The organism is Kitasatospora sp. NPDC051984, from assembly GCF_044593455.1.
Lineage (GTDB): Bacteria > Actinomycetota > Actinomycetes > Streptomycetales > Streptomycetaceae > Kitasatospora.
Genome location: NZ_JBIUCB010000021.1, coordinates 99626 through 114750 on the forward strand (window position 1 = coordinate 99626; position 15125 = coordinate 114750).

Genomic DNA, 15125 nt, shown 5'->3' on the forward strand with positions numbered 1-15125 from the left:
GGCCGGAGGCCGATGCGCGCTTGCCGCAGGCCGTTCTCGCGTGCGGGTCCACCCCCGTCGGCAGCGAGGTGCTGCTGCGCCCACGACGCCCCGGTCGCCCGGTGTAGCGGCAGGGCCGCGCTGGAGCGCGGGCGGGTGGCGGTCGGTGAAGAGCCGGCCGGGCGGCGGGAGTTGGGCATCGCGCTGTGCGAGCCGGACCAGCCCTTGTGCCGGAGGCCGGCGCGCCCTTGCCGCAGGCCGTTCTCGCGTGCGGGTCCACCCCCGTCGGCAGCCGCGTTCCGCACCCGGTCACCCGGAGTAGCGGGACGGCCGCACCGGAGCGCGGGGAGCCGGGGTGCGGGCTAGCGTGGGACCGGGCCGGTACGCGGCGAACGCCGCCGGCCCGGTCCCGGTCGGCTTGCCCGGCCGACCTTCCATCCCGGGAGCCGCTGTGAGGGAGCCGCCGTGAGCAAGCAACTCCAAGACCCGGACGAACTGGGCCCGATCGACTACCTGGTGATCTCGTTCCCGGGCAGCCGGCTGACCGGCGAGGGCATGCCACTGCTGGTCGACCTGGTCGACCGCGGCATCATCCGGATCCTCGACCTGATCTTCCTCCGCAAGGGCACCGACGGCACGGTCGCGGCCGTCGAAGTGGCCGACCTCGACGCAGACGGAAAGCTCGACCTCGCCGTGTTCGAGGGCGCCTCCTCCGGCCTGCTCGGCGACGCCGACCTGGCCGAGGCCGGCGGCCTGCTCGACCCCGGCGACTCCGCCGTCGTCCTGCTCTACGAGAACCGGTGGGCCGCCCCGCTCGCCGCCGCGCTGCGCCGGGCCGACGCCCGGATGATCGCCGGCGGGCGCGTTCCGCTGCAGGACCTGGTCGAGGTGCTCGACGCGATCGAGGAGCTCGGAACCGGGCCCGCGGCCTGACCGCAGCGACACCCCCAGAGAAACCGCCAGAGAAAAGAGAACGCCATGCCCGGACTGCTCCGTGGCGTCGCCCGTACCGCGGTCATCTCCGGTACCGCCACCGCCGTCTCCAACCGGGTCTCCCGCCGCCAGGCCGGACGCTGGGCGCAGCAGGACGCCCAGCAGGTCGGCTACGCCGAACCCGCCGCCCCGCCCCCGCCCCCGCAGCAGGCTCCGGCGGGCGCGCCGGACATGGAGCAGAAGCTCGACCAGCTCCAGCAGCTCGCCGCGCTCAAGGAGCAGGGCGTGCTCACCGAGCAGGAGTTCGCCGCGCAGAAGGCGCGGATCCTCGGCGGCTGAACCGGGGGAACCGGCTGAACCGGCTGAACCGGGGGAACCGGGGGAACCGGGGGAACCGGCATCGGGACGCCCGGGAGGCGCAGTGAACAGGTGGAAGCCGCTGATCGTCCTCGGGACGGCCCAGTTCCTGATGGTGCTGGACGCCTCGGTGATGAACGTGTCGATCAGCCAGCTGGTCGCCGACTTCCACACCGACGTGACCACCATCCAGGCCGTCATCACCCTCTACACCCTGGTGATGGCGGCCTTCATGCTGACCGGCGGCAAGGTCGGCGACATGCTCGGCCGCCGGCAGGTCTTCGTGATCGGCCTGGTGGTGTACGGGTTCGGCTCCGGGCTGACCGCGCTGGCGCCGACCGTCGGCGTGCTCGCGCTCGGCTGGTCGGTGATCGAGGGGCTGGGCGCGGCGCTGGTGCTGCCCGCGCTGGCTGCGCTGGTGGCCGGGTCCTACCAGGGGCGCGAGCGGGCGATCGCCTACGGGGTGGTCGGCGGGCTGGCCGGTGCGGGCATCGCCGTCGGGCCGCTGCTCGGCGGCTGGGTCACCACCTACCTGACCTGGCGGCTGGTATTCGCGGGCGAGGTGGTCCTGGTGGTGGCGATCCTGGCGGTGATGCGCTGGGTGCCGGCGCAGCCCGCGCCGGAGGACCGGCCCGCGCTGGACGTGCTCGGCGCCGTGCTGTCCGCCGCCGGTCTCGCCCTGGTGGTGCTGGCCGTCCTGCAGAGCGGCACCTGGGGCTGGGTGCAGCCCCGCAATCCCCCGTTCACCGTCCTCGGCTTCGCCCCGACGCTGTTCACCATCGGGCTGGGCGCCGTGCTGCTGTACGTCTTCTGCGTGCACGAACGGCACTACGAGCGGCGGGGCGGGACACCACTGGTCGAGCTGGAGCTGTTCGGCAACCGGCCGCTGCGCGCGGGGCTGGTGACGCTGTTCAACCAGAACACCGTGCTGCTGGGCCTGTTCTTCGTCATCCCGCTCTACCTCCAGGTCGTGCAGGGGCTGGACGCCTTCCAGACCGGGCTGCGGCTGCTGCCGGTGTCCGTGACGATGCTCGCCACCTCGATGTGCGGCTCGCTGCTGCTGCGGTTCGCCTCGTCCCGGGCGATCGTCCGGATCGGCCTGCTGGTGCTGCTCGCCGCCACCCTGTGGCTGATCACGGCCATCGGGCCGCAGTTGAAGGGCGCCTCGTTCGCCGGTGCGATGGCGCTGCTCGGCATCGGCCTGGGCATGCTCGCCTCGCAGCTGGGCAACACGGTGCAGTCCAGCGTGCAGGCGTCGGAGCGCAGCGAGGCCGGCGGCCTGCAGTACACCGCGCAGAACCTCGGCTCCTCGCTGGGCACGGCGCTCATCGGCGCGCTCCTCATCGGCGCCCTCGCCGCCTCCGTCACCACCCGGATCGAGAGCGACCCCCGGGTGAGCCAGGCCGTCGCCCAGGAGGCCGGGACGCACGTGGAGGCGGGGGTGTCCTTCGTCCCCGCCGACCAGGTCGCGGCCGCGCTGGCCACCCGGTCCGACGTCACGCCGCAGGAGGCCGAGGTGATCGTCGGCCACTACCAGGACGCGCAGATCCAGGGCCTCAAGTCCGCGGTCCTCGCCTGCGCGCTGATCACCGGCGGCGCACTGCTGTTCACCCGCCACCTCCCGACCACCCGCGCGGCGCCCCGGCCGCCCGGCTGAGGGTGTTCAGCGCGGTCCGCGGCGCGCGAAGCGCCAGGCGCCCTGCTGGGCGAGCAGGGTGAGCACGCCGGCGAGGACGATCCCTGACAGGTTGAGCGCCAGCTGCACGGCGGAGCCCCAGCCCTGCGCGTACTCGCCGTACGCCACGGCCACCGCGGCGTTGGCCGCCGCCGGCACGGTGGTGACCGAGATCGCCACCCCGACCAGCGCGGACGCCTTGGCGGAGGTCAGCGACAGCAGGCCCGCGACACCGGCCAGGAAGGCGACCACGAAGGACATCGCGTCCGGCTGCCAGATGAACGAGGTGTTGGGGCGGGCCGCCGCGAACTTGGCATCGCTGAACAGGCCGAGAGCGTCCATCGCCAGCGCGAACCCCACCGTGAGGGCCATCGCGACGGTGAATCCGACCAGCAGGGCCAGCAGTGAGCGGGCCGCCGGGCGGGCCCGGCGCTGCACCACGGCGACGCACAGCCCGGCGAGCGGGCCGAACTCCGGGCCCACGGCCATCGCGCCGACCACCAGGATCGCGCTGTCCAGGACGGCGCCGCAGGCGGCCAGCATGGTGGCGACGGTCAGCAGCGCGAGGAAGACCCAGCTGAGGGTGGACTCCTCGTGGACGATCCCGGACACCTCCTCCCACACCAGCGCGTCCACACCCTCACCCGGGGCCCGCTCCTCCGCCTCCTCGGCGGCCCGCGATATCGTCAGCCCCGACTCGTCCACGGTGATGGCCCCGCGCTCGGCCAGGCCCAGCGCGCGCAGCTCGCCGAGCAGTTCGTCGACCGCCTCGCGGGCCACGTCGCACAGCACCAGGTCCCCGGGCGGCCGAACCGCCCCACCGGGCAGCACGGCGACGTGGGCGACACCGACGCAGGCGTCGATCCGGTCGAGCACCTGTGCGCGCAGGTCGGCGGGAACGATGAGTCGCAGCTGAAGCAAAGGGTCCTCCGGGCGGTCGCGCTGTCGGCCAAACCTTAGGCCCTGCCCCCGGGACCGGTTCACCCGGCGTAACGGGCCGCCAGGGCGCGGGCGGTGGCGGCGAGGCGGGTGCGGAGTTCGGGCGGCTCCAGGACTTCGACGTCGGTGCCCAGACGGAGGAACTCGCCGTGCGCGTGGTCGAGCGACTCGATCGGGATCCGGGCCCGCGTCCACGCGCCCTCGGGCGGTACGCCGAGGCGGCGGGCGCCCTCCGGGGTGACGCGGACCAGGGCGTGGCCGGTGTGCAGGCGGGAGCGGAAGTCGGCCAGGTGGGCGGTCCAGTACGCGGGCAGGGAGAAGCCGGGCGGGAGAGTGAACTCCTCGGCCAGGCAGGTGAGTTCGAGGATCTGGTCGACCCGGTAGGTGCGGATCCCGGACGGCCCGCCCGCCACCAGGTACCAGCGGCCGGCCTTCAGCACCAGGCCGTACGGTTCGACCCGCCGCGAGATCTCCTCCGGGGCGCGCCACCGGCGGTACTGGAGCAGCACCGCGCGCCGCGCCCACACCGCGTCGGCCACCGCCGTCAGGTGCGGGGTGCGGTCCGCGTCGCCGTACCAGCCCGGGGCGTCGAGCAGGAAGCGTTCCTGGATCCGGTCCGCGTGCGCGCGGAGCTCCGCCGGGAGCGCGGCCCGCAGCTTCAGCCGGGCGGTGGCGAGCGCCTCGCCCAGGCCGAGTTCGGCGGCGGTGCCGGGCAGCGCGGCGAGGAACGCGGCCTGCGCCTCGTCGGCCGTCAGCCCGGTCAGACGGGTCCGGTAGCCGTCCACCAGGCGGTAGCCGCCCGCGTGCCCGGCCTCGCCGTACAGCGGGATGCCGGCGGCGGCGAGCGCCTCGACGTCCCGGTAGACCGTCCGGACGGAGACCTCCAGTTCGTCGGCCAGTTGGCGGGCCGTCAGCCGTCCCCGGTTCTGGAGCAGCAGGAGGAGGGTGACCAGTCGGCTCGCACGCATGATCGCCAGTGTCCGGGTTTCCACTGACAGCGGATGTCAGGGGAGCGGCCGTAGCGTGCGGCGCATGAACGACTTCGACTTCCTGCACGGCACCTGGCAGGTCGCCAACCGCCGCCTCACCACCCCGCTTTCGGAGCCGCCCGGCGGCACCTGGGCGGAGTTCCCCGGCCGCGCCGTGGTCCGGCCGCTGTTCGGCGGCGCCGGGAACATCGACGAGATCGACTTCCCCACCCTCGGACGGCAGGGCCTGACACTGCGGCTGTACGACCGCGAGACGCGGCAGTGGACGATCCACTGGTCCGACAGCCGCACCGGACGGCTCGACCCGCCGGTGGTCGGCGGCTTCACCGGCGACCGCGGCGACTTCTACGGCGACGACCACTTCGAGGGCCGCCCGATCCGCGTGCACTTCGCCTGGCACCGGCTCGGACCCGAAACCGCCCGGTGGGAGCAGGAGTTCTCCACCGACGGCGGCCGCAGCTGGGAACTCAACTGGACCATGGACCTCACCCGCACCGGAGCAGCCCCCGCATGAGCATCGTCGAACTCCGCCAGTACACCCTGCACCCCGGCGCCCGGGACACCCTGATCGAGCTGTTCGAGCGGGAGTTCGTGACCGGACAGCGGGACGCGGGCATCACGCTCGGCGGCCGCTTCCGCGACCTCGACGACCCCGACCGGTTCGTCTGGCTGCGCGCCTTCCCCGACATGACGCACCGCCGGCGCGCCCTGGAGGCGTTCTACGGCGGGCCGGTGTGGCGGGCGCACCGCGAGGAGGCCAACGCGACGATGGTCGACAGCGACGACGTGCTGCTGCTGCGCGGCCCGGGCTTCCTCCCCGCCGCGGGCGTGAGGGAGGTGGAGGCGACCATCTGCCGGTCCGACGCCGCGTTCGACGCGTACGCCGACCGGCAGTTGCGCCCGCGGCACGCCCTGCACCGCACCGAGCACGCCGTCAACGACTTCCCGCAACTCCCCGTCCGCACCGGCCTCGACGTCCGCGTCTGGTTCGGCCCGGCCGACCCGCCCCCGTCGCCGCCGCTCCAGCGCCTGCGGCTGGAACCCGTGACGGCCTGACGGTTCACGGCTCCCGGAGGTCGTCCAGGTGCGCGCCGAACTCCCGTACGCGCACCTCGGCGATGCGCTCGTAGCGGGCCAGGCGGTCGGTCAGCGCGGCGTCGATGCCGAACGCCACGCCCGCGAAGCCGAGTTCGGCGATGGCCTGCGGCACGGCCGGGTCACCGGGCGCGAAGATCCGCACCGGGTCGCCGACGGCGAGGCAGTGCGGAGGAACGAAGAACTCGTCCGGAAGCACCGTGCGGGCATGGACGAGCGCGGAGACGGCGACCACCGTCCCCGCGCCGACCCGGGCCTCCTGCAGCACACTCGCCGAGGTGGCCAGATACGGCGCAGCGCTGCACGGTGCACCCCAGCAGCGTGGCGTGCGGGCCGACGAACACGTGGTCGGCGAGAGTGACGGGCTGCTCGGCGGCGACGGCGGAGGCCCGCAGGACGGCGTTCTCGCACACCACCGTCGCCTCCCCGACCTCGACGAACGCGCCCTCGGCATCCAGCACCGCGCCGTACATCACCCGCGCGCGGGGCCCGATCCGCACATCGCCGACCAGCGTGGCCGTCGGCGCGACATAGGCGCTGGGGTGCACCTGCGGAAGAGCGCCGCGGTGCCTGATCCGGATTCCCTGCGGGTGTGTGGTCACCGGCGGGATCCTCGAGCAGCGCGGACCGCCGCACCGGCGGAAATCGGACACCGCGCTATGGTCGAACGGTGACGGACCCTCAACTGCCGGGCGGCGTACGGCCCGACGACACCGAGATCGCCGCCGGCTGGGCGCAGCCGTGGCGCCCCGAACAGCTCGCGCAGCGCCTGACGGGCCTCGGGCCTGTCCGGCCGATCTTGCCGGGCGCGCGACGCCGGATCATCCGCCCCCAGCCTGGCGGCTGGGAGGTGCCCCCACCCCCAGCCCCAAGGGGGGCTGGGAGGTGCCCCCACGGACGCACCGGCAAAACATCCAAGTACACCCAGTACGAGGACGTTTCGCCGGCACGCCCAGCCGGGCACGAAATGGGGGTACCTCCCAGCCCGCAAGGGCTGGGAGAGCCGCGCGCTGATCCGACAAGATCGGCCGGACAGACCCTAGCCGCGCCCTGGTATGTGGCGGCAGGCTGGGCGCTCGACCTGTTCCTCGGCCGGCAGACCCGCCCGCACGGGGACCTGGAAGTCGCGGTGCCCGCCGCCGCGTTCGGCGAACTCCGCAGCCGGTTCCCCGAGTTGGAGTTCGACGCGGTCGGCTCCGGCACCGTGTGGCCCGCCGCCGGCCACGCGGCGCTCGCCGCCACCCACCAGACCTGGGCCCGCGACCCCGCGAGCGACCAGTACCGGTTCGACGTCTTCCGCGAGCCGCACGACGGTACGACGTGGATCTGCCGCCGCGACGAGACGCTGCGGCTGCCGTACGAGCGGATCACCGAGCACACCGCCACCGGCATCCCGTACCTGCGCCCCGAACTGGTCCTGCTGTTCAAGGCGAAGGCCACCCGCCCGAAGGACCAGGGCGACTTCGACCGCGTCCTGCCGCACCTGCCGCCCGGCCGCCGCCACACCCTCGCCGGGTGGCTGGCCCGCTCGCACCCGGGCCATGCCTGGCTGGAGCGGCTCGGCGAATGATTCGCGGTGGTGGAGCGTCAAGTGCCGCGAGCACAATGCACGGTATGACGCACGTGATCGAATCGCCCCGGGTGGCGGATGCCGAGCTGCTCGGGCCGTTGGAGCTGGCCAGTTGGCTGGAGACCTACCCGTGGCCCGATGCGGGGATCGACGAGGAGTGGATCCGCGCGCAGCGCGGGGACGCGGCCACGGAGGTCGGGATCGGGCGGTGGCGGGCGTTCCTGCAGGGGGTCGAGGCCGAGCCGGAGCGCTGGTTCTGCCGGGTCGCCAGGGCGGATGCGGGGCCGGTCGGCTTTCTCTGCGGCGGGCGCGACGGGGTGGTCACGCTCGGGCCGATGTACCTGCTGGCGGGGGCGCAACAGCAGGGCCTCGGTGGGCAGTTGATGGCGGAGTTCCTGGCCTGGGCCGGGGGCGCGCCGATCAAACTGTGGGTGGCGGAGTACAACGAGCGGGCGATCGGGTTCTACCGGCGGTACGGGTTCCGGCCCACCGGCGAACGGGAGTTGTGGCGCGGCCGGCTGCCGAACCTGCGGATGGTCCGGGAGACGGCGCGAAGCTGAGACCGAGGTGGGGGAGTCCGCCCCCGCTGTCCCGGCCGGGCCGCCGCGCTCATCCGGAAGCTGGGGCTGCGACCGGACCCGGGTGCGGTCGGCACCTCCTGGAAGTGGTGGGCGGGCCGGCCGTCAGCCGAGGTGGTGGAAGGTGTCGGGGACGGGCAGCGAGGCCCAGCGGGGGAGGGGCCAGAGCAGGACGCGGGCGCGGCCGATGACGTGGTCGACCGGGACGAAGCCGCCGCCGGGGTTGTAGAGCCGCTGGTAGCGGGAGTCGGCGGAGTCGTTGCGGTGGTCGCCCATCACCCACAGGTGGCCCGGCGGGACGGTGACGGTGCCCACGGGGTAGTCGTCGCAGGGCGTGGCGCCGGGGTAGAGGTACGGCTCGTCGAGGGCGGTGCCGTTCACCGTCAGGGGGTGGCCGGCGCGGCAGTCGACGGTGTCGCCCGCGACCGCGACGACGCGCTTGATCAGGTCCTTCTCGTCCGCGGACGGCGCCAGCCCGACCCAGCTCAGCGCGTTGCGGACACCGCCGGCGACGCCCCCGGTGTCCGAGTTGCCGGGGAGCCAGCCGCCCGGATCGCGGAACACCACCACCTCGCCGCGCTGCGGAGTGTCCCCGAGCCACGGGCTGAACTTGTCGACCGCGACCCGGTCGCCCTTCTGCAGGGTGCCCATCATCGACCCGGACGGGATCACGAACACCTGGAACACGAAGGTCTTCAGCACGAACGCCAGCACCAGCGCCACCACCGCCGGCACCACCAGCCCGCGCAGCGCCGAACGCCGGCCGGCGGGCCGCTTCGAAGAGCTGATTGCCCGCAATCGGGCGAGCACAGCGGCACGGTGCGACAACGGACGACCCTTCCCCCGGCGGCCGGACAGCCCTTTCCGGGTCCGCCCGGGCGCCATCGTACGGACACGGCCCGTCTGGGGAACGTAAAACGCCTGTCGCCGGCAGTCGGTACCGTTCCTCAACTCCCGTGACACGACAGGTAGGAGAGGTTCACCCGTGACGACCGATACGGAACCCGGCGGATGGGACGCCGCGCTGGCCGACGCCTTCGCGATCTTCCTCGGCGACGGCGTGGCGGCGGAACCCGCCGGCGCCCGGTACGGGGCGTACTACGCCTCGGACACCCTCGACGAGTTCCTGTTCCCCAACACCTGGGCCACCCCCGACGCCCTGTCGGCGGCCGAGCCGGGCTACCTGCCGGACCCGGACGGCCCGCACCCCTTCTCCCCGTGGAACTGGCAGTTCGACCTGGGCGCCTCGCTGTTCCGCTTCGACCCCGACCTGCTCGCCGGAACGGGCGCGTGGGGCGCGGACGGGCACAAGGGTCCGAGACCGTTCGACGAGGCCTTCGTCGCCGACCTGCGCGCCGTCGCCGCCGTGGACGACACGGACGGCGCGGTGGTGCGGGGCACGGAGCTGGCACCGCTGCTGCGCCGCCACGGGGTCGACCTGACCGACGAGGCGTGCGTGCGGCTGAACCACTGGCTGACCGTCGTTCTGCGCGTCGCCACCGGCGGCACCCTGGACGAGGCGATGCGGGCCGCGACCTTCACCGAGCGCGGCCCCGAACACCTGGTGACCGGGCGCGACGTGAGCATCGACCGTTCCGGGGACGAGACCTGGGAGGCGCCGCTGCGCGCGGTCGCCCACCCCGGGCTCCGCGACCACCTGCGCGCGCTCTGCCGCACCGAGGCCGATGCGCGCAGCGAGGGCGGCTTCTGCAGCGGCTCCGAGCACTGGCCGTGGAGCGACGTGCTGGACGCGGCCGGCTGCTCGCTCGTCATGGGCTGGGGGTTCGGCGAGCACCAGGCCGGAGTGGCCGCCGTGCGCCTGCCCGGCTGACCGCCACCAGGCCGGAGTGGCCGCCATGCGCCTGCCGGCTGACCGCACGCCGGACAGCGAGCGGTGCCGCGACCGGTGCCGCGACCGGTCCCCCGACCGGCCGCGGCACCGCCCACGTTGCGACTGCTAGACGCGCTGCCAGAGGGCGGGAACCACGTCCGGCGTCCAGGTGCTCTGCGAGGTGTGGGCCTGCAGGCAGCGGTAGCTGACGCCGTTGTAGGTGACCACGTCACCCGCGTTGTAGTTGACGCCCGCCGCCCAGGTGGTGCCGCCGCTGCCGCCGCCGTTCACCACCAGGGTGAAGGTGGTGGCGTGGGTGGCCGAGGCGCCGGTGCCGGTCAGCGTGATGGTGTACGTGCCGGCCGGGGTGGACGCCGAGGTGGCGACCGTCAGGGATGAGCTGCCACCGCTGGAGACGGTGGACGGGCTGAACGAGACGGTGGCGCCGGACGGCGCGCCGCTCGCGGTCAGCGACACGCTCTGCGCCGAACCGGAGGTGGTCGCCGTGGAGAGCGTCGCGGTGGCGGACGAACCGGCCTGGACGGTACCGGTGGCCGGGTTCACCGACACGCTGAAGTCGTTGACCGGCGTGGTGGTGCCGCCCACCGAGGTCTTCCAGATCGCGTACGCCACACCGTCGGCGTTGCGGTTCAGCACCGTCGCGTCGACGTTCGAGGTGGTGTCGCAGGACTGGTGGTAGCAGGAGTCGTACGAACGGCCCGCCGTACCACCCCACTTGGCGGCCTGCCCGGACGTCTTCACGGCGTCCGCACCCGCCGCGTAGCCCGAGGTCGGGATGCCGGCCTGCTGGAACGAGTAGTCGTCGGAACGGCCCTGGCCCTCGACGTTCTCCTCCGGCTGGAGGTTCAACGAGTCCCAGTACGCCTTCAGCGGCGCCGCGGTGGCCGAGTTGACGTTGTTGACGAAGTAGCCGGCGTTCGGCGAGCCGACCATGTCGAAGTTGTAGTAGCCCTTGATCGCCGAGCGCTGGGCCGAGGACAGCTGGCCGACGTAGTACGCCGAGCCCTGCAGGCCCTGCTCCTCACCGGCCCACCAGGCGAACCGGACGTGCTTGCTCATGGTCGGGTTCTGCTGCGCCAGCACGAGCGCGTTCTCCAGCAGCACCGCCGAACCCGAGCCGTTGTCGTTGATTCCCGGGCCGGCCGAGACCGAGTCCAGGTGCGCGCCGAACATGGTGACCTGGTCCGACGGGCCGCCCGGCCAGTCCGCGATCAGGTTGTTCGAGGTGTAGCTGCACGAGGTGCAGGTCTGCTCGGTGACGGTGTAGCCCGCCGCCTGAAGCTTGCCCTTCACGTACGCCAGCGACTGCGTGTAACCCGCGCTGCCCGCCCGGCGGTTGCCGCCGTTCTGCTGCGCCACGGTGTACAGCTGGCTCAGGTGCGCCTGCACCTTGGCCACGTCGATGTCCGGGGCCGAGCCGCCGGGGTTGCCGCCACCGCCGCTCACCGTCAGCTGGTACTGCGCGGTGTGGGTGGCCGGGCCGGAGCCGGTCACGGTCAGCGGGTAGGTGCCTGCCGGGGTGTTCGCCCCGACGCTGATGTTCAGCGTCGCCGAACCGCCGGTCTGCACGCTCGACGGGGAGACCGCCGCGGTGGTGCCGGTCGGCGCGCCGCTCACGGACAGCGAGACGTTCGCCGCCGAACCCGAGGTCACGGCCGTGGAGACCGTCGCGGTGGTCGAGGCGCCCTGCTGCACGGTGCCCGCGGACGGGCTCAGCGCCAGCGAGTAGTCACTGGTCGGGGTGCCGGTGCAGCTCGGGTCGCCGGGCTGGGCCGGCACGCTGACGGCGTCCCAGGCGGCCTTGGTGCGGGCGTGCAGGACGCAGGTGGGGTCCAGGTTCTTCGCGGCCGTCAGGGTCGCGGTGCGGTACTTCTTGTACGTCATGCCGCTGGTCTTCAGCAGCATGCCGCCGTAGAAGATCTTGCCCGCGTTCTGGATGCCGACGCCGGTCAGGTTGGAGGAGGAGTTGCAGGTCGGGCTGGACGGCTTGCCGCCGCCCGGGTTCGAACCCTCCGCCAGCAGGTAGAACCAGTGGTTCAGCGGGCCGGCCGCCGCGTGCTCCTCGGTGTTCGGGATGGACGCCGAGTAGCAGTTCGGGTTCCCGGATATCTGCGAGGGGTTGTACATCACCCGGATCGGGCCCTGCCCGACCAGGTTGATCATCTCGCCGACCGTGTAGTCCGGGGAGTCGTACGGCGCCGGCTCGTTGGCGTACGCCTCGGTCAGCGCACCCATGATGTCGCCGGTCGCCTCGCCCAGGCCCGCCTCGTTGCTGGACGCGCCACCCGGCGTGTACTGGTCGAGGCCGTGGCCGAACTCGTGGCCCACCACGTCCATCGCGGCGATCCACTCGTTGGCCTGGCTGTGGCCGATCGAAATGGTCGAGCCGTCCCAGTACGCGTTGATGTCGTTCAGACCGACTTTCACCGGCCAGCTGCCGCCGTTGCCGTTGTGGCCGTTGCGGCCCAGCCAGTCGCGGAGCATGTCCCACTCCTTCTGCGCCGCGAACATCGCGTCGGCGCAGCCGGTCTCCTTCGAGGTCGGGTTGCCCGTGCCCCAGGAGTCGGAGGACTTGCTGAACACCGAACCCGTCGAGTAGTCCGAGCACTGCAGGCCCGGACGGTTCGGGTCGCGCAGCGAGAACGAACTGCCGGAGCCGGTGGTGGAGATGGTCAGCGGCGAGGGGCCGTTCCACTTGCTGTTGATGGTGCCGGCCTTCACGTCGTCGTAGCTGTCGGCGACCTCGCCGGTGATCGCGTCGACGAACACGTGCAGGTGGCTCGGCCGGTTCCCGTCCGAACCCGACAGCACCGACTCCCAGGCCAGGCGCGAGGTGCCGTCCTTGACCCGGACCACCAGCCGCGGGGCCTCGGCGGAGTCGACCTTCGCCAGCTTCGCCCGGGCCGCCTTCTCCGCGGCCGCGGCGTCGATCTTCGCCTTCGTCGGGACCCCGACCGGGCCGGACTTCGCGTTCTGCACCGCCCGGACCTTGCCCTGGCCGTCGGCGAGCACCACCGCGTCGCCGCCGACCACCGGCAGGCCCTTGTAGGTGCGCTCGTAGGACACCGAGTACAGGCCGCCCACGAACGGGGTGACGGACTGCCGCTCGTACGACTCGTCAGGACCCTTGGCCAGCGCGTCCAGGCCCGCCGACGCGGCCAGGTCCGCCGCCGAGACCGCCGCGGCCAGTGGGGTGGGCGCGAGCGGCGCGGGCGCGGGCGAGGCAGCTGCCTGCCCGGCGAAACCGCCGAGCATGCCGCCCAGCACGGCCAGGGTGGTGCCGGCGGTCAGCAATCTGCGTTTCATTCAGAGCTCCTATGATGTGGGGGTGCCACAGGTGTGGGGGTGCCCGGAACCCTCACACCGTCGCCATGCCACGGTCAACGGAGCTGACAGGGCCTGCCAAGAGCTGGCAAGTTTCGTCAAATGCCCCGACCCCGGCGGCAGTTGGAAACAACAGGTACAGACCACGCCATGTACGCGGCCGGGGTCGGTTCGGTACCGTCTCGATACCGCCCCCCGCACGGGCGGGGGCGGCGAAGCCTTCGGGGAGGTGGCGGCGAATGCTGGGCGCAACCGACCCGGACACCATGCCGGACAGCGGCGGTGCCATCGGCAGCGGCATCGACCTGGGCAGTGGCAGCGGCAGCGACAGCGGCGGCGGCAGTGGCAGCGACCTGGGCAGTGGCAGTGGCGGCTGGCAGGAATTCGGCGCGCTACTGCGCCACTGGCGCCGCAACGCCGGCTGGACCCAGGCCCAACTCGGCGCCGCCGTCGGCTACGACCACACCGCCGTCAGCCGCCTCGAACACGGCGCCCGCCGCGCCACCCCCCGACTCGTCCGCCGCCTCGACGAACTCCTCTCCACCAGCGGCGAACTGACCCGCTGCTACGGGCGCGCCGAAACCGCCGAGGCCGACCGCCCCGCGCTGCCCGCCCACCTGCTGCGGCCACCGCTGCCCCCCGGCTCCAGTGCGACCGCTTGTTCCGCAGCACGCGAGCACCTCCCCGAGCGGCTGCCCCACCACGACCTGCAGTGCCCGCTGCACGGCGCCACCGGCTGCCAACTCCCGCCCCCCGACGTCGTGTTGGCGCTGCACTCGGCGTTCTGCGACAACCCCGCCGCGCCGCTCGACACCGACACCGTGCACGCCCTCGCCGCCGTCCTCGGCGCCCAACTCCACAGCGCCGAGCGAGCGATGGGCGAACGCGGACCCGGCGCCGTGATCGAGGCCACGCTGCGCGCCGTGGTCGCCCGGCTCGCCGACGCGCCCGCCCGGCACCGCCGCGTCCTCGCCCGCCTCGCCGCCGAACACGCCCACGCCGCGGGCAGCCTGCGCCTGCACGGCGGACGCCCCGCCACCGCGATGGCCTGCTTCGACCGCGCCGTCGGCTGGGCCCAACTCGCCGGCGACCTCGCCACCCAGGTCGCCGCCCTCAGCGACATGGCCGTGCTCGGGCTGCTCGACGATGACCCGTTCTCCTCCCGCGACTACGCCCGCGAGATCCGCCGCGCCGCACCCGGCCACCACTGGTCCGGCGCGCTCTCCCAGATCGGCGAGGCCCGCGCCACCGCGCTGGCCGGCGACGTCCCCGCCACCGTCCACCACCTCGGCCGGGCCCGGCTCCACCTCGACCAGCCCGAGCCCATCGAGACCCACATCGCCTGGCTCGCCCCGCCGGCCCTGCGGATGCGGATCGAATCCGGCTCCGCCGCCGCCCTGCGCGACCTCGCCGCCGCGAGCGGCGACCCCCGCCTCGCCCGCCGCGCCCTCGACGCCGCCCACACCGCGCTCGGCCTGCTCGGCACCGGCGAACTCCCCGCCGCCCGCGCCATGCTGACCGCCCGCATCGCCGACTGCCACCTCTGCCAGGACGACCCGCACACCGCCGTCGCCACCCTCACCCCCCTCCTCGACACCCCACCCGCCACCCTCCCCGCCCTGGTCCGCCACGAACTGCGCGGCCTGCGCACCCGCCTCACCGCCGGAGCACCCCGGTGGGGCCGCACCGCGACCGAGACTGCCGCCAGGCTGGCCGCCGCGATCTAGCCCGCTTCTCTCAGAGGACGGTATGTGACGTGATGTCGCTTCTGTCATCACCAGAACGTGTGGTGCCGATGCGTCCGCGCTGATCGGGGTGTCCGGCCGTGCTGGAG

At 73.4% G+C, this 15125-nt stretch carries 14 protein-coding genes; 9 read left to right on the top strand and 5 right to left on the bottom strand.

What is annotated here, in order from left to right; all coding sequences use genetic code 11:
- The first annotated feature begins 444 nt into the window (after positions 1-444).
- From ACIHEI_RS29990 to ACIHEI_RS30000, 3 genes are all read left to right on the top strand, one after another.
- Positions 445-912 carry a DUF6325 family protein gene (locus ACIHEI_RS29990; RefSeq protein ID WP_392956517.1) on the top strand — a complete coding sequence of 156 codons (468 nt, stop codon included), beginning with the start codon at positions 445-447 and terminating at the stop codon, positions 910-912.
- A gap of 45 nt (positions 913-957) precedes the next feature.
- Entirely contained in the window at positions 958-1251 is a 294-nt protein-coding gene (locus ACIHEI_RS29995) for an SHOCT domain-containing protein (RefSeq protein ID WP_392956519.1), read from the top strand.
- Positions 1252-1333: 82 nt separating this feature from the next.
- The gene (locus ACIHEI_RS30000) at positions 1334-2926 is read left to right on the top strand and encodes an MFS transporter (RefSeq protein WP_396608895.1); all 1593 of its coding nucleotides are present in this window, start codon (positions 1334-1336) and stop codon (positions 2924-2926) included.
- Positions 2927-2932: 6 nt separating this feature from the next.
- On the opposite strand, the gene ACIHEI_RS30005 is transcribed toward ACIHEI_RS30000, so the two are convergent.
- Both ACIHEI_RS30005 and ACIHEI_RS30010 read right to left on the bottom strand, forming a co-directional pair.
- A complete protein-coding gene (locus ACIHEI_RS30005) occupies positions 2933-3865 on the bottom strand; it encodes a DUF389 domain-containing protein (protein ID WP_387641803.1) in 933 nt (310 codons plus the stop codon).
- Positions 3866-3924: 59 nt separating this feature from the next.
- Positions 3925-4851: a helix-turn-helix transcriptional regulator gene (locus ACIHEI_RS30010; protein ID WP_396608896.1), complete on the bottom strand. Its 927-nt coding sequence runs from the start codon at positions 4849-4851 to the stop codon at positions 3925-3927.
- 64 nt (positions 4852-4915) lie between these two features.
- Between ACIHEI_RS30010 and ACIHEI_RS30015 the strand changes: the two genes are divergently transcribed.
- Positions 4916-5386, top strand: coding sequence for a hypothetical protein (locus ACIHEI_RS30015; RefSeq protein ID WP_396608897.1), 471 nt, complete (start codon positions 4916-4918; stop codon positions 5384-5386).
- Positions 5383-5928, top strand: a complete 546-nt coding sequence (locus tag ACIHEI_RS30020; protein ID WP_392956526.1) for an NIPSNAP family protein — start codon at positions 5383-5385, stop codon at positions 5926-5928. The genes ACIHEI_RS30015 and ACIHEI_RS30020 overlap by 4 nt, the downstream gene beginning before the upstream one ends.
- A gap of 4 nt (positions 5929-5932) precedes the next feature.
- Here ACIHEI_RS30020 and ACIHEI_RS30025 read toward each other — a convergent pair whose 3' ends face one another.
- Entirely contained in the window at positions 5933-6235 is a 303-nt protein-coding gene (locus ACIHEI_RS30025) for a hypothetical protein (protein ID WP_396608898.1), read from the bottom strand.
- Between the two features lie 699 nt (positions 6236-6934).
- Here ACIHEI_RS30025 and ACIHEI_RS30030 point away from each other — a divergent pair.
- Both ACIHEI_RS30030 and ACIHEI_RS30035 read left to right on the top strand, forming a co-directional pair.
- Positions 6935-7537 (top strand): nucleotidyltransferase domain-containing protein, encoded by a 603-nt coding sequence (locus ACIHEI_RS30030; RefSeq protein ID WP_396608899.1) that lies wholly within the window; start codon positions 6935-6937, stop codon positions 7535-7537.
- Between the two features lie 44 nt (positions 7538-7581).
- Positions 7582-8097, top strand: a complete 516-nt coding sequence (locus ACIHEI_RS30035) for a GNAT family N-acetyltransferase (RefSeq protein ID WP_396608900.1) — start codon at positions 7582-7584, stop codon at positions 8095-8097.
- Between the two features lie 123 nt (positions 8098-8220).
- On the opposite strand, the gene lepB is transcribed toward ACIHEI_RS30035, so the two are convergent.
- Positions 8221-8925 (bottom strand): signal peptidase I, encoded by a 705-nt coding sequence (lepB, locus tag ACIHEI_RS30040; protein WP_396608901.1) that lies wholly within the window; start codon positions 8923-8925, stop codon positions 8221-8223.
- A 175-nt stretch (positions 8926-9100) separates the two neighbouring features.
- Between lepB and ACIHEI_RS30045 the strand changes: the two genes are divergently transcribed.
- On the top strand, positions 9101-9946 hold the full coding sequence (locus tag ACIHEI_RS30045; protein ID WP_396608902.1) for a hypothetical protein: 846 nt from the start codon (positions 9101-9103) through the stop codon (positions 9944-9946).
- Between the two features lie 126 nt (positions 9947-10072).
- On the opposite strand, the gene ACIHEI_RS30050 is transcribed toward ACIHEI_RS30045, so the two are convergent.
- Positions 10073-13273 (bottom strand): M28 family peptidase, encoded by a 3201-nt coding sequence (locus ACIHEI_RS30050; RefSeq protein ID WP_396608903.1) that lies wholly within the window; start codon positions 13271-13273, stop codon positions 10073-10075.
- 257 nt (positions 13274-13530) lie between these two features.
- Between ACIHEI_RS30050 and ACIHEI_RS30055 the strand changes: the two genes are divergently transcribed.
- On the top strand, positions 13531-15018 hold the full coding sequence (locus ACIHEI_RS30055) for a helix-turn-helix domain-containing protein (protein ID WP_396608904.1): 1488 nt from the start codon (positions 13531-13533) through the stop codon (positions 15016-15018).
- Positions 15019-15125: the final 107 nt, after the last annotated feature.

Bases quoted from the DNA above. Each gene is read 5' to 3' on its own strand.
- ACIHEI_RS30055 (WP_396608904.1), top strand. From the start codon at position 13,531: ATGCTGGGCGCAACCGACCCGGACACCATGCCGGACAGCGGCGGTGCC.
- ACIHEI_RS29995 (WP_392956519.1), top strand. From the start codon at position 958: ATGCCCGGACTGCTCCGTGGCGTCGCCCGTACCGCGGTCATCTCCGGT.
- ACIHEI_RS30050 (WP_396608903.1), bottom strand. From the start codon at position 13,273: ATGAAACGCAGATTGCTGACCGCCGGCACCACCCTGGCCGTGCTGGGC.
- ACIHEI_RS30035 (WP_396608900.1), top strand. From the start codon at position 7,582: ATGACGCACGTGATCGAATCGCCCCGGGTGGCGGATGCCGAGCTGCTC.
- ACIHEI_RS30020 (WP_392956526.1), top strand. From the start codon at position 5,383: ATGAGCATCGTCGAACTCCGCCAGTACACCCTGCACCCCGGCGCCCGG.
- ACIHEI_RS30030 (WP_396608899.1), top strand. From the start codon at position 6,935: ATGGGGGTACCTCCCAGCCCGCAAGGGCTGGGAGAGCCGCGCGCTGAT.
- ACIHEI_RS30015 (WP_396608897.1), top strand. From the start codon at position 4,916: ATGAACGACTTCGACTTCCTGCACGGCACCTGGCAGGTCGCCAACCGC.
- ACIHEI_RS30010 (WP_396608896.1), bottom strand. From the start codon at position 4,851: ATGCGTGCGAGCCGACTGGTCACCCTCCTCCTGCTGCTCCAGAACCGG.